Raw genomic sequence first — 26473 nt, 5'->3', positions numbered from 1 at the left:
TTTGCTAACTATATGGCGCATGTCCGCATTCCTCCAAATCGTCCGGCTCTGCACGTCGATCGCGACACACCGTACCGGCGCGGAACCGAGGGCGATCAGGACGCCGGCACGGGGCGTGGAAAGCAGGCGAGGAAGCGTTCGGCCATGCGGCGATCCCCCTCCACCCGCACCTCGCCCGCCTCTATCGCGGCGGCGAGCGGCCGTCCGCCGAACACCAGGGCCCGGAACACCTCCGGATCGGCGGTGACGACCGCGCCGGGCCGCTCGGCGCAGCCCCGCACGACCCGGAAGCCGTCGGGACCGATCACGGCGTCGAAGCGGTCGTCCCCGATCCGCAGCTCGCACCGCGCCGCCCACCCCTGCGCCGCCGCCGGGTCGAAGGTCGTCCGCAACGCGAGGACCAGGGCGTCCACGCCGAGCCTCGCCCCAGTGGTCAGCGGCGCCCTGCTGCCCCATCTCGCCAGCACGAGCAGGACGTCGTCCAGCTCCCGCCCCCGCTCGGTCAGCTCGTACGCCTGGGCGGCGGCGGGCGGGCCCAGCCTGCGGCGGCGTACGACACCGGCCTGTTCCAGCTCACGCAGCCGCTGGCTCAGCACGTTGGGGCTCATGCCCGGCAGTCCGCGGCTCAGGTCGCCGAACCGTTTTGGCCCGAGCAGCAGCTCACGCACCACCAGCAGCGCCCACCGCTCACCCACGACGTCGAGCGCGCGGGCGACCCCGCACGGATCGTCGTACTCCCTCTTGCCGGCCATGCCGTCAGCATAGGCTTGTTTTACAGGATCATTTACTCCTAAATTAGGAGCATGAACTCGACAAGACGGGGGCGATGAGCATGGCGACGTTCGTGCTCATCCCGGGGGCGGGCGGCAACGCCTCTTACTGGCACCGGCTCGTTCCCGAGTTGCGCAACCGAGGTCACGAGGCCATCCCCGTGGAACTGCCGGCCGCCGACGACTCCGCGGGGTTCGACGAGTACGCCGACGTGGTGGTGAAGGCCGTAGGGGACACGCCCCGGCCGGTCCTGGTCGCCCAGTCGATGGGCGGCTACACCGCGCCGCTGGTGTGCCTGCGACTGCCGGTCGCCCTGGTGGTGCTGCTGAACGCCATGACTCCCCGACCGGGGGAGACGGCCGGAGAGTGGTGGGACGCCACGGGGCAGGCGGAGGCGATGGCGGAGCAGGCCGCGCGCGAGGGGCGCGCCGCGAGCGACGGCGTCGACCCGCTGATCCACTTTTTCCACGATGTGCCACCCGAGGTGACACGGAAGATCCTGGCCGACGGCGAGACCGTCCAGTCCGGCACGCCGTTCACGCGCCAGTGGCGGCTGGACAGGTGGCCGGACGTGCCGACGCGCTTCCTCCAGGGCCGCGAAGACCGCCTGTTCCCGCTGGAGTTCCAGCGCCGGGTGGTCCGCGAACGGCTCGGCATCGAGGTGGACGAGATGCCCGGCGGTCACCTGGTCGCCCTCAGCCGTCCCGTCGAGCTCGCCGACAGGCTGGTGTCCTACCTCTGAACCCCTCTGCGTGCGGGAGGCCCGGTCCCCGCGTGGGGGGCCGGGCCTCGTGCGTACTTCGCGTCAGGCGAAGTCCTCCGGCCTGAACTCCTTCGGCTCGACCAGGACGAGCCAGTTGCCCTGGTTGTCGCGGATGACCGCCTCCACCCCGTACGGCCGATCCGCGGGCTCCTGCAGGACCGTCACGCCCTTGGCCGTGAGCTCCTGACAGGTCTTGCGGCAGTCGTCCACGCGCAGCCCCAGGGCGCCGGCCTGGCCCTTGTCGAGCTGCCTGCGGTAGAAGTCGGCGCCCTCGTCGTCGAGCGGCGGCCCCGGCTTCATCAGCGTGATCTCGAGTTCCGGGTGGTCGGGGTGGTTGATGGTGACCCAGCGGAACCCGTCCAACTGGACGTCGGCGTTGGGGACGAAGCCGAGGACGTCCACGTAGAAGTCGCGGGCCTCGTCCTGGTCCCGGCAGTAGAGCGTGATCAAGGAGACGTTCCGAATCATGCGCCAGACGCTACTTCGACCCCTCTGACCTGGGCTTCTCCAAAATTGCACAATCGTTGTCCCGCTTCGGCGCGCCGCCCAGGTCGAGCACTCCGTTCATGAACAGGAAGCAGCCGGGGACGCGGGGGCCGCCGCGCGCCGCCCACCGGTCGCGGTACTCGCTCGGGCTCTCCCCCACCATCCGGCGGAACTTGGCCGAGAACGACCCCAGGCTGCTGAACCCCACAGCCATGCAGACCTCGGTCACGGTCAGGTTGGCGAAACGCAGCAGGTCCTGGGCGCGCTCCAGCCGTCGCCGGGTGAGGTAGCGCATCGGCGTCTCGCCGTACGCCGCCTCGAAGCAGCGGACGAAGTAGAACTTGGAGACCCCGGCGACGGCAGCCAGCCGGTCGAGATCGAGCTCGCTCTGGTAGTCGCGGTCCATGCGGTCCCTGGCCAGGCGCAGCCGCGGCAGCAGCTCCACCGGCACCGTCCGCCGTCCCCTCAATGCCACGTCACGACCCTAACCTGGAAAAACGAGGAGGCCGCCGCGGCGTGTCGCCGCGGCGGCCTCCCGGAAAGCGCAGGTCAGCCCAGGCCGAGCAGGCTCTTGATGGGCTCCAGCGCGAAATACACGACGAACAGCGCGCCCACCGCCCACATCAGGGGGTGGAGCTCGCGCGCCTTGCCGCGGAACGCCTTGATGGCGATGTAGCTCACGAATCCCGCGCCGATCCCGGCGGTGATCGAGTACGTGAACGGCATGAGCACGATGGTCAGGAACGCGGGGATCGCGGTCTCGAAGTCGCTGAAGTCGATCTCCTTGACCTGGGTCATCATCAGGAAGCCGACGACCACGAGGGCCGGGGTCGCCGCCTCGAACGGCACGATCTCCGTCAGCGGGGCGAAGAACATGGCCAGCAGGAACAGCACGCCGGTGACGATGCTCGCCAGACCGGTACGCGCGCCCTCGCCGACGCCGGCCGCCGACTCGATGTAGGTGGTGTTGGACGAGACGCTGGCCGCGCCGCCGGCCGCCGCCGCGAGCGAGTCGACCAGCAGGATCTCCTTGGTGCGCTCGACGGTCCCGTCCTCCTGCACCAGGTTCGCCTGGCGGCCCACGCCGACGATCGTGCCCATCGTGTCGAAGAAGTCGGCGAGCATGAGGGTGAAGACGAACATCACGGCCGCCAGGCCGCCGATCTTGGCGAAGCTGCCAAACAGGCTGAACTGGCCGAGCAGCGACAGGTCGGGCAGCTCGATGAAGTTCTTCGGCCACGCGGGCACGTTGAGCGACCAGCCGTTGGGGTTGCTGCCATCGGGCATCTGCGGCCCGATCTTGCCGATCGCCTCGACGATCACGGCGAGCACGGTGGTGCCGACGATCCCGATCAGGATGGCGCCCTTGACCCTGCGGGCGACGAGGAAGGCCGTCACGAGCAGGCCGACGACGAAGACGAGCGTGGGCCAGCCGGTCAGCGAGCCGTTGCCCAGCGCGCCGAGCTTGACCGGGACGGTGGTGCCGCTCGCGTCCGGCATGCGCCGGACGAACCCGGCGTCCACAAACCCGATCAGCGCGATGAACAGGCCGATGCCGACGCTGATCGCGGTCTTGAGCTGTGCCGGGATCGCGTGGAACACCGCCACGCGGAAGCCCGTCAACACGAGGATCGCGATGACGATGCCCTCCAGCACCACCAGGCCCATCGCGTCCTCCCAGGACATCTGGCTGGCGATGCCGAAGCCGAGGAAGGCGTTCAGTCCGAGGCCGGCGGCCAGGGCGAACGGCACCCGGCCGAAGACGCCCATGATGATCGTGAGGATGCCGGCGGCGAACGCGGTGGCCGCGGCGACCAGCGGGATGTTGGGGTTGTTCCCGTCGCCGAGGAACTGGCCCGTCTTGTCGGCGACGGTGCCGATGATGATCGGGTTGAGCACCACGATGTAGGCCATCGTGAAGAAGGTGGCGATGCCGCCGCGGACCTCCTGGCCGACGGAGGATCCACGGGCTGAGATGGAGAAGTATCGATCGAGGAAATTAGGGGTGTTCATGGGGTTCGCATTCACGCGCGCAGAGTCGCAGGCCCTTACCATCCGCGGAAAGAGCCAGGGGAGCAGCGTTGTCCTTTCGTGACCGGTTTGTCATGAAGATACCGGCTCGCTCGCGCGACCTTCTAAGCTGGCTGGCGTGAGCGAGCGCCGGCCGGACCCCATGCCTCTCAGGACGAGGGACACCCTCACGATCCTGGTCGGGACGGCCCTGTGGCTGATCGCCCTGGCCGTCGTGCTGCTGGTGGTCAGACCGGCCGACCCGCGGCCGATCTGGGTGTGCGTCGCCGGGATCGGCCTCGGCCTGTTCGGGCTCCTCTACATCCGCCGCCGCGACGCCCGGCTGCGCGAGTCCGCCCCCGCCGCCGAAGTCGGCGAATCAGAACCCCGCCGTCCCTGAAGTCAGAGTGACTGAGCTCAGAGTGACTGAGCTCAGAGCGACTGAGCTCAGAGCGACTGAGCTCAGAGCGACGCCGTGGGGTCGAGGTCGGCCTCGGCGAGCAGCAGGGGGACCCGGGCGGGGTCGCGCAGGAGCGCCGCCACGGCGAGGCGGTCGCCCCACTGACCGGCCGCCCAGGCGAGGCCCCTGGCCAGGCCGTCGACGCCGGTGGCGTGCACCGCGCCCTCGAAGAACCGCCACGGCACCGGCCTGCCGTCCACCAGCAGCTCGTCGTGCTCGACGTACGTCACGGGGGCGCCGGGCAGCAGCGAGCGCACCTCGGGCGGCACGGGCTTCTCGGCTCCGGTCGAGGTGACCGCCCCGGTGACCACCTCACCGGCGAGCGACAGGTCGAGCACCTCCGACAACGCCTCGGCGAGGTCGAACGGCGCGAGCACGAGCGGCCGGTCCTCGACCAGGGCGAGCAGGTCGGGCGCCTCCACCACGACAGGGCCGTCCTCGACGTCGGCGACCGTGACCGTGCCCTTCAGCACGGCCCGTACGGCCTCGGGCGGGCTCACCCGGGCGGGATCGACGGCCGCCAGCGCGATCCACAGGGACCGCAGCTGGGCCCGGTCGACCTCCAGGGACGAGTCGGCCAGCAGGTCGAGCAGCTCTTCCGGGCCGCCGTGCGAGTCGAGCAGTTCGGCGAGGGTGGACCGGACGCCGATCATCTTCAGCGCGTCCTCGTCGATCCCCGCCGGCGCCTCGCCGTACAGGCCGAACAGCAGCGGGTCGCCCGTCGGGAGCCGCAGCTCCGTCGGCCTGCGCCCGCCGAGCACCGGGTGCCGCGACAGCCACCAGGCCGTGTACGACGGCACCTCGACGGTCTCCCCCGCCGCGAGCACCCGCATGGGCCGCAGGGCGGCGCGCAGCGGGGGCCGCGACAGCAGCGCGAGCGCGTTCGGCCAGTCGGCGACGTACTCCAGGTCGCGTACGGCGGCGAACTCCCGGACCACCGGTGGCACGTCGAGGTCGGCGTTCAGCAAGTCGGGCAGCAGGTCGAGCACGGCCTCCAGCCACTCGTCCTCGAGGTCGAGGTCGTGGTCGCACTCGGCGGGATCGAGCAGCACGTCGGAGCCGTTGACGACGGCGAAGCCGTCGAGCACCCCGGCCGCCGCCAGCACGTGCGGGCCGAACTTCTCCACCAGGTCGGGGGCGGCGACGCCGAACGGCACCTCGGGGTCGATCAGACCGGCCAGCGAGCCCTCGGCCAGCAGCAGCTCACCCGCCGCGTACAGCTCGCCGTCGGCGCCGCGCAGCGCCAGGTCGGTCAGCCACGGGGCCTCCCCCGCGGTCAGGCCCGCCGCGTCGACCAGGGCCAGCACGGCCTGGGCCACCGGCTCGGGGTCGGCGCTGTTCAGCGACTCGGACACGGCCGCGTGGGTGAGCGGGTCCTCCAGCACCGTACGCGGGGTCGCCTCGGCCGCTCCCAGCCGCAGCAGCAGCGGGTGGACGGCGTCCCGGTGGACGATCCGCAGCCCGAGCGGCGCGAGCTGGGCAGGGTCGAGCGAAGCGAGCGAAGAGACAGGGTCCGGAGAACCCGCCTCCTGCGACAGCACGAGCGTGCCGCGCGGGCCGCGCACCAGGCGGCCGTCGGCCAGCGGCACGGGGATCGCGCCGACCGCCTCCAGGTCGTCGGCGGGCAGCACCTCGTACACGGACCGCCACCACGCCGGGTCCTTGTCCTCCACGGCCTCGCCGGACAGCATGTCCACGACGTCGGCCAGATCGACCCGGCGAACGCCGAGCGTGGTCAGGGCCGGATGCCGGGAGGCCCAGCCCGCGGGCAGCAGCCCGGGGACGATGCCGGCGATCTTCGCCAGGAACTCGGCCGACCCCTCGACCGCCCGCGCCTGGTTTCCCGGCACGACGCCTTCGGAGATCGTCGGCAGCAGCGGCGTGTCCGGCAGCGCCTTGACGATCTCCCGCCTGATCGCCGCGTCGAGCGCGCCCTTGCCCATCAGGCCGGGCACGAGGTCGAGCAGGTCCGGGGTCGCCGGGAGCTCCCCCAGCAGCCGTACGTAGGCCTCGGCGGCCCGGGCGACCAGGAAGTCGGTGAGCGGCCCGGGGGCGACGTGCCGCCGGTCGGTGGTCATCGGGAACGACGCGATCAGCAGGGCGGGCAGGTCGAGCGGCTCGTCGCTCGGCGTCGGCGCGTGCACCACCCGGGGGACGTCGCCACGGCGGTCGCCGGGGACGGCCCAGCGGACCTCCCAGTAGGGCCGGGCCCGCTCCTCGGTCGGCCGGTCGGCGAACAGCTCGGCCACCTGCTCGGAGGTGAACGTGCCGGACTCGGCGACCACGTGCCAGCCCTCGGCCGAGATCGTGCGGGTCCGCCCGTCCACCACGATCTCGACGGTCTCCAGCGCCGGCATCGACAGCGGCAGCGCGGGCCCCGCCTCCTCCAGCATCCGCCGTACGGCCTGCTCGGCGGCCTGGTCGCGCAGCGGGAGCCGGACGAGCGTGTCGTAACCCTCGGGGACGTCGAGGGAATCGTCGGAGAACGGCAGACGCAGCAGCGGGACGTGCCCCTCACGGCCCTCCAGCTCGGCGGCGAGCTCCGGCCGGGCGGCGACCAGCGCGGCGGTCTCCTCACGCGACCACCGCACTCCGTAGACCTCACCCGAGGAGGGCAGCCGGGAGGCGATCGAGGGCGCGTCGGTGACCGACACCACGGCGGCGAAGCCGACGCCGAACCGGCCGGCCGCTCCCGCCTCGTCCTTCTTGCCCGAGACACGCAGGGTGCTCAGACCCTCGACGCCGGTCTCGTCGAGCGGCGCGCCGACGTTGGCGGCCAGCAGCACGCCGTCGGCGAGCGTCAGCTGCAGGCGGCCCGGCACGCCGGCCCGCAGCGCGGCGTCGGCGGCGTTCTGGGCGAGCTCCACGACCAGCCGGTCGCGGTAGCCGCCGAGGGCGAAGTCTTCCTCGGCGTTGGCGTCCTCGCGGAAGCGGGCAGACGAGGCCGTCCAGGCCGCGAGAACGGTGTCACGCAGGCGCGCGGTGTCGAACATGATCAGGCGTGGCCCAGAGGTTCGGAGCCGGCCTCGTCCACGGAGCCCGACTCGATGATGTCGTATCCCATATCGTCCAGGATCGGGGGCGCCGGGTCCATGACCATCGAGGGCACGGTGGTCGCCTCGGAGTGCGCCCCGCAACCGTGGTCGGCGGACACCACGCGGCCGTCGTCCGGCGCGTACTCGTTGGTGCAGACGCCGAAGCCGAGACCGAGCGCCCCGGCGAGCTGCCAGTAGAAGCCGCAGGTGGAGCATTGCGCGGGGGCGGCGTGCGCGATCGGGGTGTGCGGTCCGGCCTCACCGGCGCGCCAGCGCCGCGCGGCGAGGTCGCGGCCGAGCACCGACAGGACGCGGGCGCGTCCCAGGCCCAGCTCGAAGATCATCTGCTTGTCGGCGTCCTCCTCGGCGGTGGAGAACCCGGGCACGAGCCGGTCGTCGTCGGCCTCGGCCGGCAGCAGGTCGCCCACGCCGAGATCGCCCGGGCGCAGCCGCTCGTTCCACGGCACCCAGGGGGGAGCGAGCAGCGCGCCGGAGCCGGGCAGAAGCAAGGTCTCGCTCACGGTCACGATGCGGGCACGGGAGGCCCGGGTGACGGTCACCGCCCAGCGCCAGCCGCGGTAGGCGCGGTCGAGGCACTCGAAGTAATGGGTGACGACCCGGTCGCCCTCGTTGTCGAAGCCCAGGTGCTCTCCCACCTCCCCGGGGCGCGCGATATCGTCCGCGGCCCGGCGGGCGAGGTCGACCGCCGCCGCACAGGCCTCGTCGACTGGAGTGCTACGGATTCGGGTACGACTCACACTCCATTTTCACCCACGCCGCGAGCGGACCGCACCGGCTCGATGGGCAAATCATGGAAGGACCCTCGGTGCCTATGGTGAAGATTTGGGCGAAAGTTACGCGTGTTGTGAGAGCACCGGCGCGCGCGACACGCCGGCTCACGCATGCCCAGGGGGCGGGCCGCACCGGCCTCGGCCGTCTCATCGAGCTGACGGCCGCGCATTCGGCCGGGGACGCGCTGGTCACCGTGGCCCTCGCCGGGGCGCTGCTGTTCGGGCTGCCGGTCGGCCAGGCCCGCGGCCAGGTCGCGGCGTACCTGCTGATCACCATGCTGCCGTTCGCGGTGGTGGCGCCGTTCGTCGGGCCGGTGCTCGACCGGCTCCGCTCGGGCCGCCGCTACATCATGGCCGGCACCCTGCTCGCGCGGGGCCTGCTGTGCTGGGGAATGGCCGGCGCCATCCACACCTCCGACGCCGTCACGCTGTTCCCTTCCGCACTCGCCGTGCTGGTCCTGTCGAAGGCCTACAACGTGTCCCGGGCGGCGATCATGCCGAGCGTGCTGCCGGCCGACATCCCGCTGGTGACCGCCAACGCCAGGGTCGCGTTGTTCGCTCTGGTGTCGGCCGGCGCCGGCGCCGGCGTGGCCACCGGCCTGTCCGCCGCCGCCGGGGCCGACTGGGTGCTGCGTGGCGCCGTGCCACTGTTCCTGCTGGCCGGGGTGTTCGCCGTACGGCTGCCGCGGCACGTGGACGCGCCCGACCTGGAGCAGGCCGAGCCGCGCCCCCGATGGCGCACCGTGCTCAACCTGGGCCCGGTGGTGAGCGAGGCCATGGGCGCCAACGCCGCGATCCGGGTGCAGTCGGGCTTCCTCGTGTTCTTCCTGCTGTTCCTCGTCCAGGACGGCCACCTGCGCGGCGTGGACCCGAAGGTCGCGCTGGCGCTGCTGGCCGTTGCCGCGGGCGCGGGCGGCCTGGCCGGGGCCGCCGCAGGCTCCTGGTCCCGCTCCCGGTCGCCGCACCTGACCGTCATGGCCACGCTCGCGCTGGCCACGGTCGCGACCGTCGCCGCTGCGTTCTTCTTCAACGTGTGGACCGCCGCGGCCGTGGCCCTCGTGGGCGCGTTCGCCCAGGGCCTCGGCAAGCTCGCGTTCGACGCCATCGTGCAACGTGAGATCGGCGAGGAGGTGCGTTCCTCGGCGTTCGGCGTCGCCGAGACGCTGCTTCAAATCGCCTGGGTCCTCGGCGGCCTGCTCGGCCTGGTGATGTCGCTGTTCGTGGCCGGTCCCGCCGGGCTCGGCGTGATGTCCGCCGCCCTCGCGCTCTCCTTCGGCCGCCTCGTCATGCTCCGCCGCCGCAGACTCGCCGCCCGCGCCGCCGCGGTCACCTGAACTCCCGGGGCCCGCCGCACCCCGTCGCCCAGTCCCGGCCGCTCAGTACCGGCCGCCCAGTGCCCGGCCGCCCAGTGCCTGGCCGGGCGGCGGGGACGTACGCGATCTGTCAGGCGGTCGATCAGGCGTCGAGGTCGTCGGCGACGGCGCGCAGCACGGTCGCGATCTTCTTGGCGTGGGCCGCGTCCGGGTGCTTGCCCCGCTGGTAGGAGTTGGAGATGTCGTCGAGCAGCTTGATCAGATCCTCGACGATCACGACCATCTCGTCAGGCTTCTTCCGCTTCGTCTTGCCCTTGGTGGCCTTCGCCAGCGTCGGGGGCTGGTCGATCACCGTCACCGAGAGCGCCTGCTGACCGCGGCGGCTCTCGGCGACACCGAACTCGACCTTCTGCCCGGGCTTGAGCGCCTCGACCCCCTTGGGCAGGGCGGAGGAATGCACGAAGACCTCACCGCCGTCGTCGCGGGTGAGGAAGCCGAAACCCTTGTCGGCGTCGTACCACTTGACCTTGCCACTCGGCACAGGGGTGACCTCGTTCAGACTGTCGTGAAGGTGACTGTAGGTAGGTTATGCCCAGAGACAGGCCCCGTGGACCCACTCAATGGCCAATGAAGCATCCCATGAATAGATTCGTGTGGATCTTCTCTCTCGGGGCCGCGCGAGCGCGCGAAACCCCCTGTCGTACCGGCGCTCCGGCGGCCGGATGAACGCCCCGCCCTACCATGGAGAAGATGATGGGCACGGACTTCAGCGAGTGGCTGCGCGGCCGTTCCGACGAGCGACTGCGGGCGCTCGTGGCGGCGCGGCCCGAACTCGTCACGCCCGTCCCCGCCCACATCGACGGTCTGGCCGCCCGCGCCTGCAGCCCCTCGGCCATCGGCAGGGCGCTCGACCGGCTCGACCGGTTCTCGCTCGCCGTGCTGGAGACGCTGGCCCTGCGGCCCGGCCCCGCCGATCGCGGGACGCTGCTGTCCCTGCTCCGCCGTGCCGTTCCCGGTGATCCGGACGACGAGGCCCTCCGGCCCGCCCTCGACGCCGCTCTCGACCTGCTGACCACGCGCGCCCTGGTCTACGGGCCCGACGACGCGCTGCTGCCCTCACCGGGAGTGGCCGACGCGCTCGAACCCCCGGCCGCCCTGGGGCCGCCGGCCGCCGAGGTGTTCCGCCACCACCCGCCCGAACGGCTCGAGGTGCTCCTGCGGGACATCGACCCGGCGTACAAGGGCGGCGGCCAGACTGACGGTGAACGGCCGGACGGCGGGCGGGCGGCCACGGAGCGCCTCGCGACGCTGCTGGCCGAGCCCGCGACGGTCGCCCGCCTCGTCGACGAGGTGTCCCCGCAGGCGAGGGCGGCCCTCGGCGAACTCGTCTGGGGCCCGGCCAGCGGGCGGCTGCCGAACGCCCGCCGCGAGGTGGACGCCGCGAGCGCCCAGTCGCCCATCGAGCAGCTGCTGGCCCGCGGGCTGCTCGGCGCGACCGGGGAGGAGACCGTCGCGCTCCCCCGTGAGGTCGCCCTCGTGCTGCGCGACGGCCGGGTGCACCGCGACCTGTCCCCCGGCGCGCCCGCCCTGGACGGGCCCGTACGCGATCAGGGCCTGGCCGACCGCACGGCAGCCGGGCAGGCGTTCACGTTCGTGCGCACGGTCGAGGAGCTGTGCGAGGTGTGGAGCGTGGACCCGCCGGGCGTGCTGCGCGCGGGCGGCCTCGCCGTACGCGACCTCAGGCGGACGGCCCAGCTCCTCGACCTGCCGGAGTGGGCGGCGGGGCTGGTCGTCGAGGTCGCGCACGCGGCCGGGCTGGTCGCCGCGGGCGAGGGGGAATGGCTGCCGACGGGCGGCTACGACGGCTGGCGGATCAAGGCCACCGAGGACCGCTGGGCGGTGCTCGCCGACGCGTGGGCCGCGATGGAACGCGCCCCCGGGCTGATCGGCGAGCGGGACGACCGCGACCGCCCGCTGAACGCCCTCCACCCCGACCTGCGCAGGCCGGGGGCCGCCCAGACGCGGGCGCGCATGCTCGCCGTGCTGGAGCCGGCCCCGCCCGGCCTCGCGCCGACGCCCGAGTCCGTGCTGGCCCGGCTCGCCTGGGAGCAGCCCCGCCGCCGCCCCGCGCTGCGCGACCGGCTCGTACGCTTCGCCCTGCGCGAGGCCGAGCACATCGGCGTGACCGGGCTCGGCGTGCCGTCCACGCACGGCCGTGCGGTCGCGCGCGGAGACGGCGGGGCGGCCCGCCTGCTGGCGCCGCTGCTGCCGGAGCCGGTCGACCACGTGCTGCTGCAGGCCGACCTCACGGCCGTGGCGCCGGGCCCGCTGACCACCGACCTCGGCCGCAGGCTCGCGCTCACGGCCGACGTGGAGAGCAAGGGCGGGGCGACGGTCTACCGCTTCTCCGAGCAGTCGGTCCGCCGGGCGCTCGACGCGGGACACTCGGCCGGCGATCTGCTCGCCATGCTGGGGCGCCACTCGGCGACCCCGGTCCCTCAGCCGCTGTCGTACCTGGTCACCGATGTCGCCCGCCGTCACGGCCGCATGCGCGTCGGCTCGGCGTCGGCGTACATCCGGTGCGACGACCCGGCCCTGCTCGACGAGGTGCTCGCCGACAAGCGGGCCCACCTGCTGCGGCTGCGGCGGCTCGCGCCGACCGTGCTGGCTTCCAAGACGTCCCGGGCCGCGCTGGTCGACTCGCTGCGGGCGATGGGGTACGCGCCGGTGGCCGAGTCGCTGGACGGCGACGTGGTCGTCGCGCGGGCGGACGCCCGGCGGACCGAGGGGCAGCTCGCCGCCCGCGTGACCGCGAGCACCGCGCCCGACCCCGAGGTGGTCGCCGCGGCCGTACGGGCGATGCGGGCGGGAGACGCGCGGCGGCGGCCCGTGGAGGCGCCGGAGGGCCAGGTGCCCCGCTCCCCCGCGACCGCCACGATCGGCGCGCTCCAGGAGGCCATCCGGCAGGGGTCGCGGGTGTGGATCGGCTACCTCGACTCGCAGGGACACGCCACCAGCCGCATCCTCGAACCGGCCCGGATGGAGGGCGGCTACCTCACCGCGTACGACGAGACCAGGGCGACGGTCCACCGCTTCGCCCTGCACCGCATCACGGGCATCGCCGAGATCGGCCGATGACAGAACCGTGGTAAACCTTGAGGTCCCCCGTAGTAAAGGATTTCAGGGTGACGACTCCAGAGCAGCCGGGGCAGGGACCCCAGGATTGGCAGACCCCGTCCAACCCCTATGGACCGCCGTCCGGCTCCAACCCCTACGGACAGCCGTCCGGCTCCAACCCCTACGGACAGCAGCAGTACGGGCCGTACGGCCCGCCGCCGGGACCCGACCCGAACCAGCAGTACGGACAGTACGGTCAATACGGCCAGTCGGGCCAGTACGGGCAGCCGGGGCCGAATCCCTACCAGCAGCAGTACGGCTACTACCCGCCCGGCGGTTACCCGCCGAGGCAGGAGGGCCCGCGCACGCACGCGATCGTGGCCCTCGTCATCAGCCTCGTGCTGGCGTTGAGCTGCTACATCTCCCTCGGCGGCATCGCCGGGGCGATCCTGTCCGGGATCGCGCTCAGCAAGGTGGACACCGAGCCGGACCAGGCCCGCAAGCTGCTGAAGTGGACGTGGATCGCCATCGGCATCAACGTCGTCCTGTTCGTGGTCGGGATCGGCGCGGTCATCTGGGCCGGGGTCAACGGCTACCTGGACTGATTACCCGCGACTGGGACTGATTCGGCCCGGCCTCGTGTTTGATAGGCGTTAGCCGTACGAGGGGGAAGCCGGGCATGAGGGGGGCAGGCATTGAGTGACGGGCCACTGATCGTCCAGTCGGACAAGACGTTGCTGCTGGAGGTCGACCACCCGAGGGCGGGCGAGTGCCGCAAGGCCATCGCGCCGTTCGCCGAACTCGAACGCGCCCCCGAGCACGTCCACACCTACCGGGTCACCCCGCTCGCGCTGTGGAACGCCCGGGCCGCAGGGCACGACGCCGAGCAGGTGGTCGACGCGCTGATCGGCTTCAGCCGCTACCCCGTGCCGCACGCGCTGCTCGTGGACATCGCCGAGACCATGGCGCGGTACGGCAGGCTGCGGCTGGAGAAGCACCCCATCCACGGCCTGGTGCTGACCAGCACCGACCGCGCCGTGCTGGAGGAGGTGCTGCGCTCCAAGAAGATCCAGCCGCTGGTCGGGGAGCGCTACGGCGCCGACATCGTGGCCGTGCACCCCTCGGAGCGCGGCAACATCAAGCAGACGCTGCTCAAGCTCGGCTGGCCGGCCGAGGACCTGGCCGGGTACGTCGACGGCGAGCACCACCCCATCGACCTGCGCGAGGACGGCTGGTCGCTGCGGCCGTACCAGAAGGAGGCGGCCGACGCGTTCTGGCACGGCGGCTCCGGCGTCGTGGTGCTGCCGTGCGGCGCGGGCAAGACGATCGTGGGCGCTGCTGCGATGGCGCACGCCCGCGCGACCACGCTGATCCTGGTCACCAACACGGTCTCGGCCCACCAGTGGAAGCAGGAGCTGCTCAGGCGCACCTCGCTGACCGAGGACGAGATCGGCGAGTACACCGGCACCAAGAAGGAGATCCGCCCGGTCACGATCGCCACCTACCAGGTCATGACGACCCGGCGGCAGGGCACGTACCGGCACCTTGAGCTGTTCGACGCCCGCGACTGGGGACTCGTCGTCTACGACGAGGTCCACCTGCTGCCCGCGCCGATCTTCCGGATGACCGCCGACCTGCAGGCCCGCCGGCGCATCGGCCTCACCGCCACGCTCGTACGCGAGGACGGCCGGGAGGGCGACGTCTTCTCGCTCATCGGGCCGAAGCGGTATGACGCGCCCTGGAAGGAGATGGAGAACCAGGGCTACATCGCCCCCGCCGAGTGCGTCGAGGTGCGGGTGACGCTGAGCGACGACGAGCGGCTGTCCTACGCCATGGCCGAAACCGAGGAACGCTACCGGTTCTGCTCGACCACGCCCGCCAAGACGAGGGTGACCGAGGCGCTGGTGCGACGGCACGCGGACGAGCAGGTGCTGGTCATCGGGCAGTACATCGACCAGCTCGACGAGCTGGGCGAGCACCTGAACGCGCCGGTCATCAAGGGCGAGACCAAGGTCAAGGAGCGCGAGCGCCTGTTCCAGGCGTTCCGCGACAAGGAGATCCGGGTTCTGGTGGTCTCGAAGGTCGCCAACTTCTCCATCGACCTGCCCGAGGCGGCCGTCGCGATCCAGGTCTCCGGCACGTTCGGCTCGCGCCAGGAGGAGGCCCAGCGCCTCGGCCGGGTGCTGCGTCCCAAGGCGGACGGCGGCGGCGCGCGGTTCTACTCGGTGGTCAGCCGCGACACGGTCGACCAGGAGTTCGCCGCGCACCGGCAGCGGTTCCTGGCCGAGCAGGGATACGCCTACCACATCATCGACGCCGACGACGTGGGCGAGGAGGACCCGGCGCGCTGACCTTCTTGGGTCACGTACGCCGCCGGGCGCGGTAGGCGCTGGCCTTGGCCCGGTTCTGGCACGACAGATCGCAGAAGCGGCGCGAGGCGTTGCGCGTGGTGTCGAAGAAGACCAGGGAGCACGTCGCGGCCTGGCACACGCCGAGCCGCGCCCCCTGACCGACCCCGACGACCATGGCCAGCGCGGTGCCCATGTCGGCGGCCCAGGCGTCCACGAGCGTCGCGTCCGGCCGGTGAAAGGCGAGCTGGAGCGGCTTTCCTGGGTCTCCGTGCAGGGTGGGCACAGCGCCGTACCGCACCAGGAGGTCGTTGAGCCGTGCGGCGGCCTCGGGCAGGCGGTCCCCCGCGCCGTACAGCGGGCGCAGCTCGGCGGCGACCTCCGCGAGCCGGTCGGCGTCGGCCGCCGTGAGCCCGCTCGCGGGACGACCGGCGGCGGCGAGGCCGGCGTGGATCGCGGCCAGCCGTTCGCCGCCGGTGCGCGGCGGTGTGACAGGACGGCCGTGCACCGACTCGGCGGCCAGGACGTTCACCAGGAGGACGGCGAGTTCCACCCTGCTTCCGACATAACTGTCTATCTCGGATTGACCAGTGATGCGCCACGGCTCTATCGTCACTGTCATATCTTAAGTAGACAGTGAGGTTTGAGGGATGTCCGCACGCTTGGCCCGCACCATGTGGCATCAGATCGAGCCGGTCCACGCCACGCTCTACTTCAGCCCGGAGGCCTTCGAGGAGGCCGCCGCCCTCGGCTACGACGTCACGACGCGCTGGCCGAGCTACTTCGCCTGGCGCACCGCGCCGCTGGGCGCGGCCGGACCCGCGCTGGCGGCCGCCACCTACTACAGCTTCAGCCCGAGCATGATCGACGACTACGTGCCGGGCATCTGGGAGACCGCGACGCCCGCGCAGGTGCTCGATGCGCGGCTGCGGGCGATGGACCGTACGCTGCGCGGACTCCTCGGCGAGGGGATGGGCGCCGACATCAAGGAGGCGGCCGAGCTGGCGATCAGGGCGGCGGAGAGCGTGGACGTCGCCCACCGGCCGCTCGCCGCGGCCAACCTCGACCTCCCCTGGCCGGAGGAACCGCACCTCGCGCTGTGGCAGGCGTACACGGTGCTGCGCGAGCACCGCGGCGACGGGCACCTGACGGCCCTGCACGCCGCCGGCCTGGACGCCTGCGAGGCCCTGGTCTCCTTCGCGGCCGTCGGGGCGGCCCCCGCCGAGAACTTCGCCGGTCGCGGCTGGAGCGACGACGAGTGGGCCGCCGCACGCGACCGGCTCGCCGGACGCGGACTGGTCGACGACGAGGGAACGGCCACCGCGGCGGGGCGGGCGCTGCGCGACCAGGTCGAGCGCATGACCGACGAGCTGGCGGCGGGCCCGTGGCGCGCGCTCGGCGAGGCAGGGGCCGAGCGGCTGGCCGAGCTCAACCGGCCGTTGCTCGGGGCCGTGTTCGAGTCGGGCCTGCTGCCCACGGTCACCACACTCGGCATCGGCAAGATCCAGGCCCCTGAGTGAGGCTCGAACGGCTCACCGGCCGGCAGGCTCTTCGCCCACTCGGAAGCCCGCGTCGGTCTTCACCGGCCGATCCGGACAACTAGGTCCAGGAAATACCCTTGGCCCTCGACACCACATCACCCCCTCGCGCCTTACCCGCACATGACACAGCCCTGGTGGCGGCAATACCCACCAAGTGAGGCGAATCACGCAATATGCGCTTTTTTCGCCTTACCTCTGGTTTGTCCGCCAAGGAGCGCCGGGCGTTACCGCGCCGTCGTTCCGTGAGCGTCCGACCACGGAGTGCCCGCTGAAGAAGCACCGATAGGAACCACGCCTGCCATCACGCGCCCGGGCGGCCCTTGCGGAACGTCCGGGTGCCCGATGGCACCGCGGTGAGCTTTCGGTTGTCGCGCGACGGTCCTCCGCACGGTTCAGGTCACCTGGCGGCGCCCGCCGGGCCTCCCGTCGCCGTTCCCGTCGATGTTCCGGTCACTGGGCGGCAAGGCCGCCGACGAACAGCACCACCAGCGCGACCACCCAGGCCGCCACGGCGACGCCGTACAGGGACTCGCGCCTGGCGAGCCAGGCGACCCCGGTGGCGCAGGCCGCGACCATCGCGACCATCACGGACAACGCGATCACCGAGGCGATCCGGTCCGCGCAGTCCGGCGACGGCCCCAGGCTCGTCGTGCAGAACGCCTGCCTGCCCCAGTCGCCGAACACCGCGAACCCCCACAGCGTGGCGAGCAGCAGGCTCGCCGCCGCCTGGATCGCCGGAGGAACCACGGTGCGCGTCACCCGGGTACAGATACCCACCCCGGGAAACGGCGACACGCGAGAGAAATACTGTTTCGGCATCGCGGTGCCCATCGCTAAGCTCTTGTGTTTCCCGCTTCCACAAGTCCTGTCCCCGTCATGCCCGGAGGAGTTTCCGCATGCCCGGAAATGTGCTCGAAGCCGAGCGCGCCCATCTCGCGGCCTCCCGCGCCGCGCTGCGAGCGATGCGCGAACACGCGCAGTCGCTGTCGGCGGACGCCGCCGGCGACTGGGTGTCGCAGCAGGTCCTGCAGGGCCTGCTCGACCAGCGGGTGGCCGCACTGGCCGACCACCCCGACGCGCCGCTGTTCTTCGGCCGGTTGGACCGCGCGGCCGACGACGACCTGCCGAGCATGGTCTACGTCGGCCGCAGGCACGTCCACGACGAGAGCAGCCGGCCCCTCGTGATCGACTGGCGCGCCCCGATCTCGCGCGCCTTCTACCAGGCCAGCCCCGCCGACCCCATGGGGGTCGCGCTGCGCCGCAGGTTCGGCTACCAGGGCGGCGACCTCACCGCGTACGAGGACGAACCGCTCGACGGCAGGGCTCTCGGGCAGAGCAGGCTGCTGACCGAGGAGATCGAGCGGCCCCGCACCGGCCCGATGCGGGACATCGTGGCGACCATCCAGCCCGACCAGGACGAGATCGTCCGCTCCGACCTCGGCGTGACCGTCTGCGTGCAGGGCGCGCCGGGCACCGGCAAGACGGCCGTGGGCCTGCACCGCGCGGCCTACCTGCTGTTCACCCATCGCGAGAAGCTGTCGCGCTCGGGTGTGACGATCGTCGGGCCCAACCGGGCCTTCCTCTCCTACATCTCCTCGGTGCTGCCCGCGCTCGGCGAGGTGAAGGTCGACCAGACGACGGTGGCCGGCGTCCTTGGCGACCACGCCCATCCCGAGGACCCCGCGGCGGCGGCCGTGAAGGGCGACGCCCGCATGGCCGAGGTCGTCAAGCGGGCGCTGTGGCTGCACGTCACCAAGCCGGCCGAAGGGGTGCTGTTCACCAAGGGCATCAACCGCTACCGGGTGCCCGATCACGAGGTCCGTGAGATCGTCGCCTCGCTGCGCGGCACGACGAGGTACGGCCCGGGCCGCGCCACCCTGGCCCAGCGGCTCGCCCACGCCGTGCTCGTGCAGATGGAACGGCGCGGCGAGTCGCCCGACGACCGGGTGCAGGACGCGGTGGCCCGGTCGAAGCCGGTCAAGGCCGTGCTGGACGCCGCCTGGCCGAAGCTCACCCCCGAGCAGGTGCTGTTCCGGTTGCTGTCGGACCCCGAGTTCCTGGCCAAGGCGGCCAGGTCGGACCTCTCCCCCGAGGAGCAGCAGCTCATCGTGTGGCACAAGCCGTACAAGTCGCACCGGTCGGCCAAGTGGACGGCCGCCGACGCGGCGCTGCTGGACGAACTCGGCGACCTGATCGAGCGGACGCCGTCGCAGGGACACCTCGTGGTGGACGAGGCGCAGGACCTGTCGGCGATGCAGTTGCGCGCGCTCGGACGCCGCTGCCGCAACGGCTCGGCGACCGTGCTCGGCGACCTCGCGCAGGGCACCACGCCCTGGTCGGCGCGTTCGTGGAAGACCGTGCTCGACCACCTCGGCCAGCCCTCGGGCGAGGTCACCGAGCTCACGCTCGGCTTTCGCGTGCCCCGCGAGGTCCTCGACTTCGCCGCGCGGCTGCTGCCCTCCGTCGCGCCGGAGCTCGCCCCGCCGCGCTCGCTGCGGCCCGGCGCCGGCTCCCTGTCCGTACGGCGCGAGACCGACGTCGCCGCCGCTCTTGCCGGGGCCGTACGGCAGGCTCTCGCGCAGGAGGGCTCCATCGGCGTCATCGCTGCGGACTCCGGCCTTCCCGCGCTCTCGGCGGCTCTGGAGGCCGCCTCGGTGCCGCACACGGTGCTCGGCCCCGACTCGACGGGCGACGACCGGGTGCTGCTGGTCCCGGCGACGCTCGCCAAGGGCCTGGAGTACGACCACGTGATCGTCGCCGAGCCGGCCGCGATCGCGGATGCGGAGGAGCGCGGCCTCGCCCGCCTCTACGTGGTGCTCACCCGGGCGGTGACGTCACTGACCGTCCTGCACAGCCACGACCTGCCCGAGGAGCTGCGATGAACCTGCCCGACGTACGCATCCGCCATGGAGCGCTCGACGACGTCCCCGCCGTGCTGCGGTTCTGGCTGGAGGCCGCCGAGAACACCGACAGGCACGACGACGCCGGCAAGGTCGTGGCCCTGGTCGAGCGCGATCCCGAGGCGCTGCTCATCGCCGAGATCGACGGCCGCATGGTCGGCACGCTCATCGCCGGGTGGGACGGCTGGCGCGCCCACCTCTACCGGCTCGCCGTGGACCCGGCCCACCGGCGCATGGGCATCGGATCAGGGCTGATCCGGGCCGCCGAGGAACGGTTCCGGAAGTTCGGCGCGTTCCGTGCGGACGCGATGGTCCTGCACGACAACGCCCCGGCGCACCACGCCTGGACGGCGGCGGGATACGCGATGCAGACCGACTGCGCCCGCTGGGTCAGGCGCCTCACCTGACGCGCAGTACGGGAAAAGGCGGTTCCCCCGAGGGGGAACCGCCCTTCCGTTGAGACGAAGCAGGCAGATGGATCAGAAGTCCATGTCGCCGCCGCCGGGCATGGCGGGGGCCTTCTCCTTCTCGGGCTTCTCGGCGATGACGGCCTCGGTGGTCAGGAACAGCGCCGCGATGGACGCCGCGTTCTGCAGCGCCGAGCGGGTGACCTTGGCCGGGTCGATGATGCCGGACTCGAACATGTTGACGTACTCGCCGGTCGCGGCGTTGAGGCCCTCACCAGCCGGGAGGTTGCGGACCTTCTCCACCACGACGCCGCCCTCGAGGCCGGCGTTGACGGCGATCTGCTTCAGCGGCTCCTCGAGGGCCTTGCGGACGATCGCGGCACCGGTGGCCTCGTCGCCGTTGACCTCGAGCTTGTCGAACGCGTTGGCGCCGGCCTGCAGCAGGGCCACGCCACCGCCGGGGACGATGCCCTCCTCGACCGCGGCCTTCGCGTTGCGGACGGCGTCCTCGATGCGGTGCTTGCGCTCCTTGAGCTCGACCTCGGTGGCCGCGCCGGCCTTGATGACGGCGACGCCGCCGGCCAGCTTGGCGAGGCGCTCCTGGAGCTTCTCGCGGTCGTAGTCGGAGTCGGTGCGCTCGATCTCGGCGCGGATCTCGTTGACCCGGCCGGCGATCTGCTCGGCGTCACCGGCGCCGTCGACGATCGTGGTCTCGTCCTTGGTGATGACGACCTTGCGGGCGCGGCCGAGCAGGTCGAGGGTGGCGTTCTCGAGCTTGAGGCCGACCTCCTCGGAGATGACCTGGCCACCGGCGAGGATGGCGATGTCGCCCAGCATGGCCTTGCGGCGGTCGCCGAAGCCCGGAGCCTTGACGGCCACGGACTTGAACAGACCGCGGATCTTGTTGACCACCAGGGTGGCCAGGGCCTCGCCCTCGACGTCCTCGGCGATGATGACCAGCGGCTTGCCGGACTGCACGACCTTGTCGAGCAGCGGCAGCAGGTCCTTGTTCGCCGAGACCTTGGAGTTGACGATCAGGATGTACGGGTCCTCGAAGACCGCCTCCATGCGCTCGGGGTCGGTCACGAAGTAGCCGGACACGTAGCCCTTGTCGAAGCGCATGCCCTCGGTGAGCTCCAGCTCCAGGCCGAAGGTGTTGCTCTCCTCGACGGTGATGACGCCTTCCTTGCCCACCTTGTCCATCGCCTCGGCGATGAGGGCGCCGATCTCGGTGTCGGCGGCGGAGATGGAGGCGGTGGAGGCGATCTGCTCCTTGGTCTCCACGTCCTTGGCGAGCTTCGACAGCTCCTCGCTGACGCGCTCGACGGCGGCCTCGATGCCCTTCTTCAGCGCCATCGGGTTGGCGCCGGCGGCAACGTTGCGCAGACCCTCGCGGACCAGCGCCTGGGCGAGCACGGTGGCCGTCGTGGTGCCGTCACCGGCGACGTCGTCGGTCTTCTTCGCGACTTCCTTGACGAGCTCGGCGCCGATCTTCTCCCACGGGTCCTCGAGCTCGATCTCCTTGGCGATGGAGACACCGTCGTTGGTGATCGTGGGGGCGCCCCACTTCTTCTCCAGCACGACGTTGCGGCCCTTGGGGCCGAGGGTCACCTTCACGGCGTCGGCGAGCTGGTTCATCCCGCGCTCGAGACCGCGCCGGGCGTCCTCGTCAAACGCGATCATCTTGGCTGCCATTAGGCTAGACCTCCCAGTAGCAGGGTGTCTTCAACGGACCGAGCCGACGCCCGCGACGGCTTGGACCCGCTATCCCTGCGCGGGCCCCATCGCCCCGATCCCGATTGTTGTCACTCTCGACCTCAGAGTGCCAAACAAGTATTTAGCACTCTACCCCTGAGAGTGCAAGCGGAAGCCGTGCTGACCAGCTTGGACGTTATGTCCAGACCAGCGATCCGATGACGAAGCGGGAGACACCGGACGAGCCTGCGGGGCGCGCCTCCGGCACGACCCGGCGGACGTGAGCGCCCCGATGGCGAAGCGGGAAATACAGCAAGCGGAAGGCCCGGCACTCGGGATCCGTGCGCCGGGCCTTCCAAGGTCGATGACGGGATCAGACGGCCCGTACGGCTTCCGCCTGCGGGCCCTTCTGACCCTGCGTGATGTCGAACTCAACCCGCTGACCCTGCTCGAGGGCCTTGTAGCCGTCCATCATGATTGCCGAGTAATGGACGAACACGTCCTTACCACCGTCTACCGCGATGAAGCCGTAGCCCTTGTCCGCGTTAAACCATTTGACGGTGCCCTGCGCCACTTCCGACTCCTCTTGCTGGGCTGGGGACCACACCCAAGAAGCCCCCGGTTTTGTCGATCGTCCTCGACCATACCTGTGTCAAGGCGTAGGACAACAGAGTCAATCCGCAAACTACTACTTGGCGTTCGCTCAAAGCGGGATCGAAGAATATTCACTTTGCTGTTTAATAGTTGAGAGCTGCACCATTTGCCATGGCACCGCACGACTTCTTCCCCGATAGAAGCGCATGTCAGGTGCTCGGCCCCGGCGCGGCGGCTCAGCCTCCTGCGACGGCGGGGATGACCGAAATCTGCACCCCGTCCGGCGTGGCGGTGTCCAGACCGTCGGCGAATCGGACGTCCTCTTCCCCGACGTAGACGTTGACAAAACGCCGAATCTTACCCGTCTCGTCCAGGATGCGCCCGCCGATGCCGGGGTAGTCCGCGTCCAGCTTCTGCAGGACCTCGCGGAGTGTTCCCCCCTCGCCGCTCACCTCCGCGGCTCCGTTGGTGTACGTCCGGAGAATCGTCGGAATCCGCACGGAAACGCTCATTGTTCGCTCGCTTTCGTTACTGCCGATGGGCCTTTTGAAACGCTTTCAGTTGGCGAATGCCGCACGGAACGCGTCGAGAGAGGGACGGATGACGGCGGTGGGGCGGGCGTGCTCGGCCACCGCGTCGAGCGTCTTGAGCCCGTCGCCGGTGTTCAGCACCACGGTCTCGGCGTCGGGGTCGAGGCGGCCCTCGCGCACCAGTTTGCGCAGCACGCCGACCGTGACGCCGCCCGCGGTCTCGGCGAAGACGCCCTCGGTCCTGGCCAGCAGGCGGATCGCCTCGACCACCTCCTGGTCGTTCACGTCCTCCACAGCGCCGCCCGTCCGCCGGGCGATGTCGAGCACGTACGGCCCGTCCGCCGGGTTGCCGATCGCCAGGGACTTGGCGATGGTGTCGGGCCGCACCGGCTGCACCACGTCCTGCCCGGCCTTGAACGCCTGGGAGACCGGCGAGCAGCCCTCGGCCTGCGCCCCGAAGATCCGGTAGGGCCGCTCCTCGACCAGGCCCAGCTTGATCAGCTCGCGGAAGCCCTTGTCGATCTTGGTGAGCTGCGAGCCGGATGCCACCGGGATGACGATCTGGTCGGGCAGCCGCCAGCCGAGCTGCTCGGCGATCTCGTACGCCAGCGTCTTGGAGCCCTCGGCGTAGAAGGGCCGGAGGTTGACGTTGACGAAGCCCCACTTCTCGCCCAGCTCGTCGCCGATGAGCTCGGAGCAGAACCGGTTGACCTCGTCGTAGGTGCCCTCGATGGCGACCAGGCGTCCGCCGTACACGGCGGCCATGGTGACCTTGGCCGGCTCCAGGTCGGCGGGGATGAACACGCAGGAGTCCAACCCGGCCCGGGCGGCGGCCGCGCCCACCGCACCGGCGAGGTTGCCGGTGGAGGAGCACGACAGGGTGTGGAATCCGAAGTTGCGCGCGGCCTCGACCGCGATCGCGACGACCCGGTCCTTGAAGGAGTGGGTCGGGTTGCCGGAGTCGTCCTTGACGTGAAGCGACCGCAGGCCCAGCTCGGCCGCCAGCCTGTCGGCCTTCACGAGCTTGGTCCAGCCGGGCTGGAGGTTGGGCTTGGCCGCCACGCCGGCGGGAACGGGGAGCAGGGCGCGGTATCGCCAGATGTTCGTCGGGCCGGACTCGATGTCCTCCCGGCGAACCTCGCCGAAGTCGTATGCCACCTCAAGGGGGCCGAAACACTCCGTACAGGCGAAAATCGGGCCGAGGTCGTAAAGAGCGCCACATTCGCGACACGAAAGACCGGTGGCGGGGCCGAACTCGACGGTGTTCGCGGCGGGGTTGACGGCAGTGCTGGTGTGCGCCATGAAGCGAGGCCTTTCCCTCATCTTCGCTCGCGACCACCCTGGCCGCGAGCCGGAATTGGCACCTGTCCCGGCCGGGCCTCGTGGGCACGAGTTCGACTCCGGGAAGGTTGCCGGGGCTTCGCAGGGCCGGTCCCTCCACCCCTCTGGATGAGCATGTTCAGTTGTGGGACCTTCGCGAGAAGGTCCCTAGCACTGTACCCCGGCGTCCCCGGTGTCCGTTCCGACGTCTCACATCGCGAGACGATTCGTATCAGCTGTACGCCTCGCCGAGGGCGCTCTGCACGTACTTGCGCGCCTGGTGGATACGGGACTTGACCGTCCCGAGGGGGATCTTCAGCTGGTCGGCCACCTCCGCGTAGTCGAGCTGGCAGATGTCGCGCAGCACGAGCGCCTGGGCGAGGTCGGGCCTCTCGGCCTCCAGCGCCTCCATCGCGTCGAGCAGGTCGAGCCGCGACCCGGCGATGACGCTGACCCGCCGGGGATCGGGCCGCTGCTCGGGCAGTTCCTCCGCCTGCTCGGACGAGCGCCGCTTGAGCGTGCGATAGGTGGTCCTGGCGCAGTTCACCGTCACGATGTGCAGCCAGGTGCTGAACTTGGCCCGCCCCTCGAACCTGGCGATGTTGCGCGCCACGGCGAGCAGCGTGTCCTGCGCGGCCTCCTCGGCGTCCTGCCGATACGGTAGAAGCCGCTCACAATGCCGCAGCACGTCGGGCTCGATGCGCCGCAGCAGTTCACCGAGCGCGCGGTGGTCCCCCTGGGCAGCAGATCGGGCCAGTTCCTCGGTCGTGTCATCCAGTGCCATGCCGTATTCAGCCCTCCCGCGATCGGTTGACATCCTATTGACGGAGGTCGGCTTTTATTAATCTTCCGGCATGCGCGCCCGCTCTGATCGAGGGAATCCCAAGATGAGCAGCACTATTCTCATCGCGTCCAACCGGGGCCCGGTGTCCTTCACGCTGTCGGACGACGGCGGCCTGACCATGCGCAGGGGCGGGGGCGGGCTGGTCTCCGGCCTGTCCGAGGTGGTCAAGGGCACCGACGTCCTGTGGGTCTGCGCGGCGCTGTCGGACGGCGACCGGGGCGCGGTGCGCCAGGCGCCCGGCGGACGGCTCGACCGGGCCTTCGAGACGGGTCCGATCCGCATGCTGGACATCCCGCCCGCGGTCTTCCACCGGGCCTACAACGCCGTGGCCAACTCGACCCTCTGGTTCGTCAACCACCTGCTTTACAACATGCCCTTCGCCCCCGAGTTCGGCACGCGGTTTCGCCGCGAGTGGGAGTCGTATCGCACGTACAACGGCGCCTTCGCGCTGGCCCTCGCCGAGGAGGCGGCGCACCGGGCGCGCGTCATGGTGCAGGACTACCACCTGACGCTGACCCCGGCGATGCTCCGGGTCGAGCGGCCCGACCTGCGCATCGCCCACTTCTCGCACACGCCCTGGGCGCCGCCCGAATACTTCGCGCTGCTGCCCGAGGACGTCGTGGCGGAGGTGCTGACCGGCATCCTCGGCGCCGACCACGCCGGATTCCTCACCGCGCGCTGGGCCCGCGCCTTCATGGACTGCTGCGAAACGCTGCTCGGGGCCCGGGTGGACCAGGCCGCCCGTACGGTGACGTACGACGGGCGGACCACCCGGATCGGCGTACACCCGCTCGGCGTGGACGGCGAGGCGCTGCTGGCCCGGGCGGCCGAGCCGGACGTCGAGTCGCACATGACCGTGATCAGGGACCTCGTGGGCGACCGCAAGCTGATCGTGCGCATCGACCGCACCGAGCTGTCCAAGAACATCGTGCGCGGCCTGCGGGCCTACCAGGAGTTCCTCGCCGCCCATCCCGAATGGCACGGCAGGGTCGTCCACCTCGCGTTCGCCTACCCCTCCAGGCACGACCTGCCGGAGTACCGCGAGTACACGGCGGCCGTGCAGCGCTGCGCCAAGGAGATCGAGGACGAGTACGCGACCGAGGACTGGGACCCGCTGATCCTCAACGTGAACGACGACTACCCGCGCTCGCTGGCCGCCTACCGGCTGGCCGACGTCCTGCTCGTCAACCCGATCAGGGACGGCATGAACCTGGTGGCCAAGGAGGGCCCGATCCTGTCGCCCCGGTGCGCGCTGGTGCTGTCCCGCGAGGCGGGGGCGGCGGCCGAGCTGGGGGCCGACTCCCTGCTCGTCAACCCCTACGACGTGTCGGGCACGGCGGCGGCGCTGCACGAGGCGCTGACGCTGCCGGAGCAGGAGCGTCTCACGCGCGGCCTGCGGCTGCGGGAGGCCGCCACCGCCCTGCCGCCCCAGCGCTGGTTCGAGGACCAGCTCGCCGCACTGCCCTGAACCGGGTCGCCGCACTGCCCTGAACCGGGTCGCCGCACTGCCCTGAACCGGGTCGCCGCCGGGCGATCGGCTCTCGTCGC

At 71.3% G+C, this 26473-nt stretch carries 24 protein-coding genes and 1 riboswitch; of the genes, 10 read left to right on the top strand and 14 right to left on the bottom strand.

All coding sequences use genetic code 11. The features are described 5' to 3' along the window. Positions 1–95: 95 nt before the first annotated feature. On the bottom strand, positions 96–752 hold the full coding sequence (locus ACQEVJ_RS03520) for a winged helix-turn-helix transcriptional regulator (protein WP_433097084.1): 657 nt from the start codon (positions 750–752) through the stop codon (positions 96–98). A 74-nt stretch (positions 753–826) separates the two neighbouring features. Between ACQEVJ_RS03520 and ACQEVJ_RS03515 the strand changes: the two genes are divergently transcribed. Beyond that, positions 827–1513: an alpha/beta fold hydrolase gene (locus ACQEVJ_RS03515; protein WP_433097082.1), complete on the top strand. Its 687-nt coding sequence runs from the start codon at positions 827–829 to the stop codon at positions 1511–1513. Positions 1514–1576: 63 nt separating this feature from the next. Here ACQEVJ_RS03515 and ACQEVJ_RS03510 read toward each other — a convergent pair whose 3' ends face one another. The 3 genes from ACQEVJ_RS03510 to ACQEVJ_RS03500 form a co-directional block, all read right to left on the bottom strand. Then, positions 1577–2002: a VOC family protein gene (locus ACQEVJ_RS03510; protein ID WP_433097080.1), complete on the bottom strand. Its 426-nt coding sequence runs from the start codon at positions 2000–2002 to the stop codon at positions 1577–1579. A 10-nt stretch (positions 2003–2012) separates the two neighbouring features. After that, the gene (locus tag ACQEVJ_RS03505) at positions 2013–2495 is read right to left on the bottom strand and encodes a helix-turn-helix transcriptional regulator (protein ID WP_433097078.1); all 483 of its coding nucleotides are present in this window, start codon (positions 2493–2495) and stop codon (positions 2013–2015) included. A 74-nt stretch (positions 2496–2569) separates the two neighbouring features. Beyond that, the gene (locus ACQEVJ_RS03500; protein ID WP_433097076.1) at positions 2570–4033 is read right to left on the bottom strand and encodes an NCS2 family permease; all 1464 of its coding nucleotides are present in this window, start codon (positions 4031–4033) and stop codon (positions 2570–2572) included. A 136-nt stretch (positions 4034–4169) separates the two neighbouring features. Here ACQEVJ_RS03500 and ACQEVJ_RS03495 point away from each other — a divergent pair, with 136 nt between their 5' ends. Beyond that, complete coding sequence (locus tag ACQEVJ_RS03495; RefSeq protein WP_433097074.1) at positions 4170–4430, top strand: DUF2530 domain-containing protein; 261 nt, start codon at positions 4170–4172, stop codon at positions 4428–4430. Positions 4431–4492: 62 nt separating this feature from the next. Here the strand turns inward: ACQEVJ_RS03495 and ACQEVJ_RS03490 are convergent, their stop codons facing one another. Continuing rightward, positions 4493–7483 carry a sacsin N-terminal ATP-binding-like domain-containing protein gene (locus tag ACQEVJ_RS03490; protein ID WP_433097072.1) on the bottom strand — a complete coding sequence of 997 codons (2991 nt, stop codon included), beginning with the start codon at positions 7481–7483 and terminating at the stop codon, positions 4493–4495. Positions 7484–7485: 2 nt separating this feature from the next. Continuing rightward, entirely contained in the window at positions 7486–8283 is a 798-nt protein-coding gene (locus ACQEVJ_RS03485) for a DUF3027 domain-containing protein (protein ID WP_433097070.1), read from the bottom strand. A 107-nt stretch (positions 8284–8390) separates the two neighbouring features. Between ACQEVJ_RS03485 and ACQEVJ_RS03480 the strand changes: the two genes are divergently transcribed. Further along, positions 8391–9650: an MFS transporter gene (locus ACQEVJ_RS03480; protein ID WP_433097068.1), complete on the top strand. Its 1260-nt coding sequence runs from the start codon at positions 8391–8393 to the stop codon at positions 9648–9650. Positions 9651–9771: 121 nt separating this feature from the next. On the opposite strand, the gene ACQEVJ_RS03475 is transcribed toward ACQEVJ_RS03480, so the two are convergent. Then, positions 9772–10170: a cold-shock protein gene (locus tag ACQEVJ_RS03475; RefSeq protein ID WP_433097066.1), complete on the bottom strand. Its 399-nt coding sequence runs from the start codon at positions 10168–10170 to the stop codon at positions 9772–9774. A gap of 209 nt (positions 10171–10379) precedes the next feature. Between ACQEVJ_RS03475 and ACQEVJ_RS03470 the strand changes: the two genes are divergently transcribed. The 3 genes from ACQEVJ_RS03470 to ACQEVJ_RS03460 all read left to right on the top strand — a co-directional run bounded on the left by ACQEVJ_RS03470 (position 10380) and on the right by ACQEVJ_RS03460 (position 15097). Beyond that, positions 10380–12767, top strand: coding sequence for a helicase-associated domain-containing protein (locus ACQEVJ_RS03470; RefSeq protein WP_433097064.1), 2388 nt, complete (start codon positions 10380–10382; stop codon positions 12765–12767). Positions 12768–12814: 47 nt separating this feature from the next. Next, on the top strand, positions 12815–13351 hold the full coding sequence (locus ACQEVJ_RS03465) for a hypothetical protein (protein ID WP_433097062.1): 537 nt from the start codon (positions 12815–12817) through the stop codon (positions 13349–13351). Positions 13352–13441: 90 nt separating this feature from the next. Further along, complete coding sequence (locus ACQEVJ_RS03460; RefSeq protein WP_433097060.1) at positions 13442–15097, top strand: DNA repair helicase XPB; 1656 nt, start codon at positions 13442–13444, stop codon at positions 15095–15097. A 10-nt stretch (positions 15098–15107) separates the two neighbouring features. On the opposite strand, the gene ACQEVJ_RS03455 is transcribed toward ACQEVJ_RS03460, so the two are convergent. Next, complete coding sequence (locus tag ACQEVJ_RS03455; RefSeq protein ID WP_433097058.1) at positions 15108–15647, bottom strand: CGNR zinc finger domain-containing protein; 540 nt, start codon at positions 15645–15647, stop codon at positions 15108–15110. A 97-nt stretch (positions 15648–15744) separates the two neighbouring features. On the opposite strand from ACQEVJ_RS03455, the gene ACQEVJ_RS03450 reads away from it, so the two are divergent. Continuing rightward, on the top strand, positions 15745–16614 hold the full coding sequence (locus tag ACQEVJ_RS03450; protein WP_433097056.1) for an SCO6745 family protein: 870 nt from the start codon (positions 15745–15747) through the stop codon (positions 16612–16614). Positions 16615–17085: 471 nt separating this feature from the next. Here ACQEVJ_RS03450 and ACQEVJ_RS03445 read toward each other — a convergent pair whose 3' ends face one another. Continuing rightward, entirely contained in the window at positions 17086–17394 is a 309-nt protein-coding gene (locus tag ACQEVJ_RS03445; protein WP_433097054.1) for a hypothetical protein, read from the bottom strand. A gap of 137 nt (positions 17395–17531) precedes the next feature. On the opposite strand from ACQEVJ_RS03445, the gene ACQEVJ_RS03440 reads away from it, so the two are divergent. Further along, positions 17532–19517, top strand: a complete 1986-nt coding sequence (locus tag ACQEVJ_RS03440) for a HelD family protein (RefSeq protein WP_433097051.1) — start codon at positions 17532–17534, stop codon at positions 19515–19517. Further along, positions 19514–19942 (top strand): GNAT family N-acetyltransferase, encoded by a 429-nt coding sequence (locus ACQEVJ_RS03435; RefSeq protein WP_433097049.1) that lies wholly within the window; start codon positions 19514–19516, stop codon positions 19940–19942. Before ACQEVJ_RS03440 ends, ACQEVJ_RS03435 begins: the two co-directional genes overlap by 4 nt. Positions 19943–20014: 72 nt before the next feature. On the opposite strand, the gene groL is transcribed toward ACQEVJ_RS03435, so the two are convergent. The 5 genes from groL to ACQEVJ_RS03410 form a co-directional block, all read right to left on the bottom strand. After that, the gene (gene groL / locus ACQEVJ_RS03430) at positions 20015–21637 is read right to left on the bottom strand and encodes a chaperonin GroEL (protein WP_433097047.1); all 1623 of its coding nucleotides are present in this window, start codon (positions 21635–21637) and stop codon (positions 20015–20017) included. A 373-nt stretch (positions 21638–22010) separates the two neighbouring features. After that, positions 22011–22211, bottom strand: coding sequence for a cold-shock protein (locus ACQEVJ_RS03425; RefSeq protein WP_030509192.1), 201 nt, complete (start codon positions 22209–22211; stop codon positions 22011–22013). Between the two features lie 256 nt (positions 22212–22467). Further along, entirely contained in the window at positions 22468–22743 is a 276-nt protein-coding gene (locus ACQEVJ_RS03420) for a MoaD/ThiS family protein (protein ID WP_030509193.1), read from the bottom strand. Between the two features lie 45 nt (positions 22744–22788). After that, the gene (gene thrC, locus ACQEVJ_RS03415) at positions 22789–24063 is read right to left on the bottom strand and encodes a threonine synthase (protein WP_433097044.1); all 1275 of its coding nucleotides are present in this window, start codon (positions 24061–24063) and stop codon (positions 22789–22791) included. 14 nt (positions 24064–24077) lie between these two features. Beyond that, positions 24078–24217, bottom strand: a riboswitch (SAM riboswitch). Between the two features lie 96 nt (positions 24218–24313). Next, a complete protein-coding gene (locus ACQEVJ_RS03410; RefSeq protein WP_433097042.1) occupies positions 24314–24865 on the bottom strand; it encodes an RNA polymerase sigma factor in 552 nt (183 codons plus the stop codon). A 103-nt stretch (positions 24866–24968) separates the two neighbouring features. On the opposite strand from ACQEVJ_RS03410, the gene ACQEVJ_RS03405 reads away from it, so the two are divergent. Beyond that, entirely contained in the window at positions 24969–26393 is a 1425-nt protein-coding gene (locus tag ACQEVJ_RS03405) for an alpha,alpha-trehalose-phosphate synthase (UDP-forming) (RefSeq protein WP_433097040.1), read from the top strand. The last annotated feature ends 80 nt before the right edge of the window (positions 26394–26473 follow it).

This window comes from Microbispora sp. CA-102843, assembly GCF_050936215.1.
Taxonomy (GTDB): domain Bacteria; phylum Actinomycetota; class Actinomycetes; order Streptosporangiales; family Streptosporangiaceae; genus Microbispora.
The sequence above is the reverse complement of the archived record's forward strand: the minus strand, read 5'-3'. Positions and strand labels throughout refer to the sequence as shown.

Excerpts from the sequence above, each read along its gene's own strand:
- ACQEVJ_RS03520 (WP_433097084.1), bottom strand. The coding sequence starts at position 752 with ATGGCCGGCAAGAGGGAGTACGACGATCCGTGCGGGGTCGCCCGCGCG.
- ACQEVJ_RS03515 (WP_433097082.1), top strand. The coding sequence starts at position 827 with ATGAGCATGGCGACGTTCGTGCTCATCCCGGGGGCGGGCGGCAACGCC.
- ACQEVJ_RS03510 (WP_433097080.1), bottom strand. The coding sequence starts at position 2,002 with ATGATTCGGAACGTCTCCTTGATCACGCTCTACTGCCGGGACCAGGAC.
- ACQEVJ_RS03500 (WP_433097076.1), bottom strand. The coding sequence starts at position 4,033 with ATGAACACCCCTAATTTCCTCGATCGATACTTCTCCATCTCAGCCCGT.
- ACQEVJ_RS03490 (WP_433097072.1), bottom strand. The coding sequence starts at position 7,483 with ATGTTCGACACCGCGCGCCTGCGTGACACCGTTCTCGCGGCCTGGACG.
- ACQEVJ_RS03470 (WP_433097064.1), top strand. The coding sequence starts at position 10,380 with ATGATGGGCACGGACTTCAGCGAGTGGCTGCGCGGCCGTTCCGACGAG.
- ACQEVJ_RS03450 (WP_433097056.1), top strand. The coding sequence starts at position 15,745 with ATGTCCGCACGCTTGGCCCGCACCATGTGGCATCAGATCGAGCCGGTC.
- ACQEVJ_RS03440 (WP_433097051.1), top strand. The coding sequence starts at position 17,532 with ATGCCCGGAAATGTGCTCGAAGCCGAGCGCGCCCATCTCGCGGCCTCC.
- ACQEVJ_RS03435 (WP_433097049.1), top strand. The coding sequence starts at position 19,514 with ATGAACCTGCCCGACGTACGCATCCGCCATGGAGCGCTCGACGACGTC.
- groL (WP_433097047.1), bottom strand. The coding sequence starts at position 21,637 with ATGGCAGCCAAGATGATCGCGTTTGACGAGGACGCCCGGCGCGGTCTC.
- ACQEVJ_RS03420 (WP_030509193.1), bottom strand. The coding sequence starts at position 22,743 with ATGAGCGTTTCCGTGCGGATTCCGACGATTCTCCGGACGTACACCAAC.
- thrC (WP_433097044.1), bottom strand. The coding sequence starts at position 24,063 with ATGGCGCACACCAGCACTGCCGTCAACCCCGCCGCGAACACCGTCGAG.
- ACQEVJ_RS03410 (WP_433097042.1), bottom strand. The coding sequence starts at position 24,865 with ATGGCACTGGATGACACGACCGAGGAACTGGCCCGATCTGCTGCCCAG.
- ACQEVJ_RS03405 (WP_433097040.1), top strand. The coding sequence starts at position 24,969 with ATGAGCAGCACTATTCTCATCGCGTCCAACCGGGGCCCGGTGTCCTTC.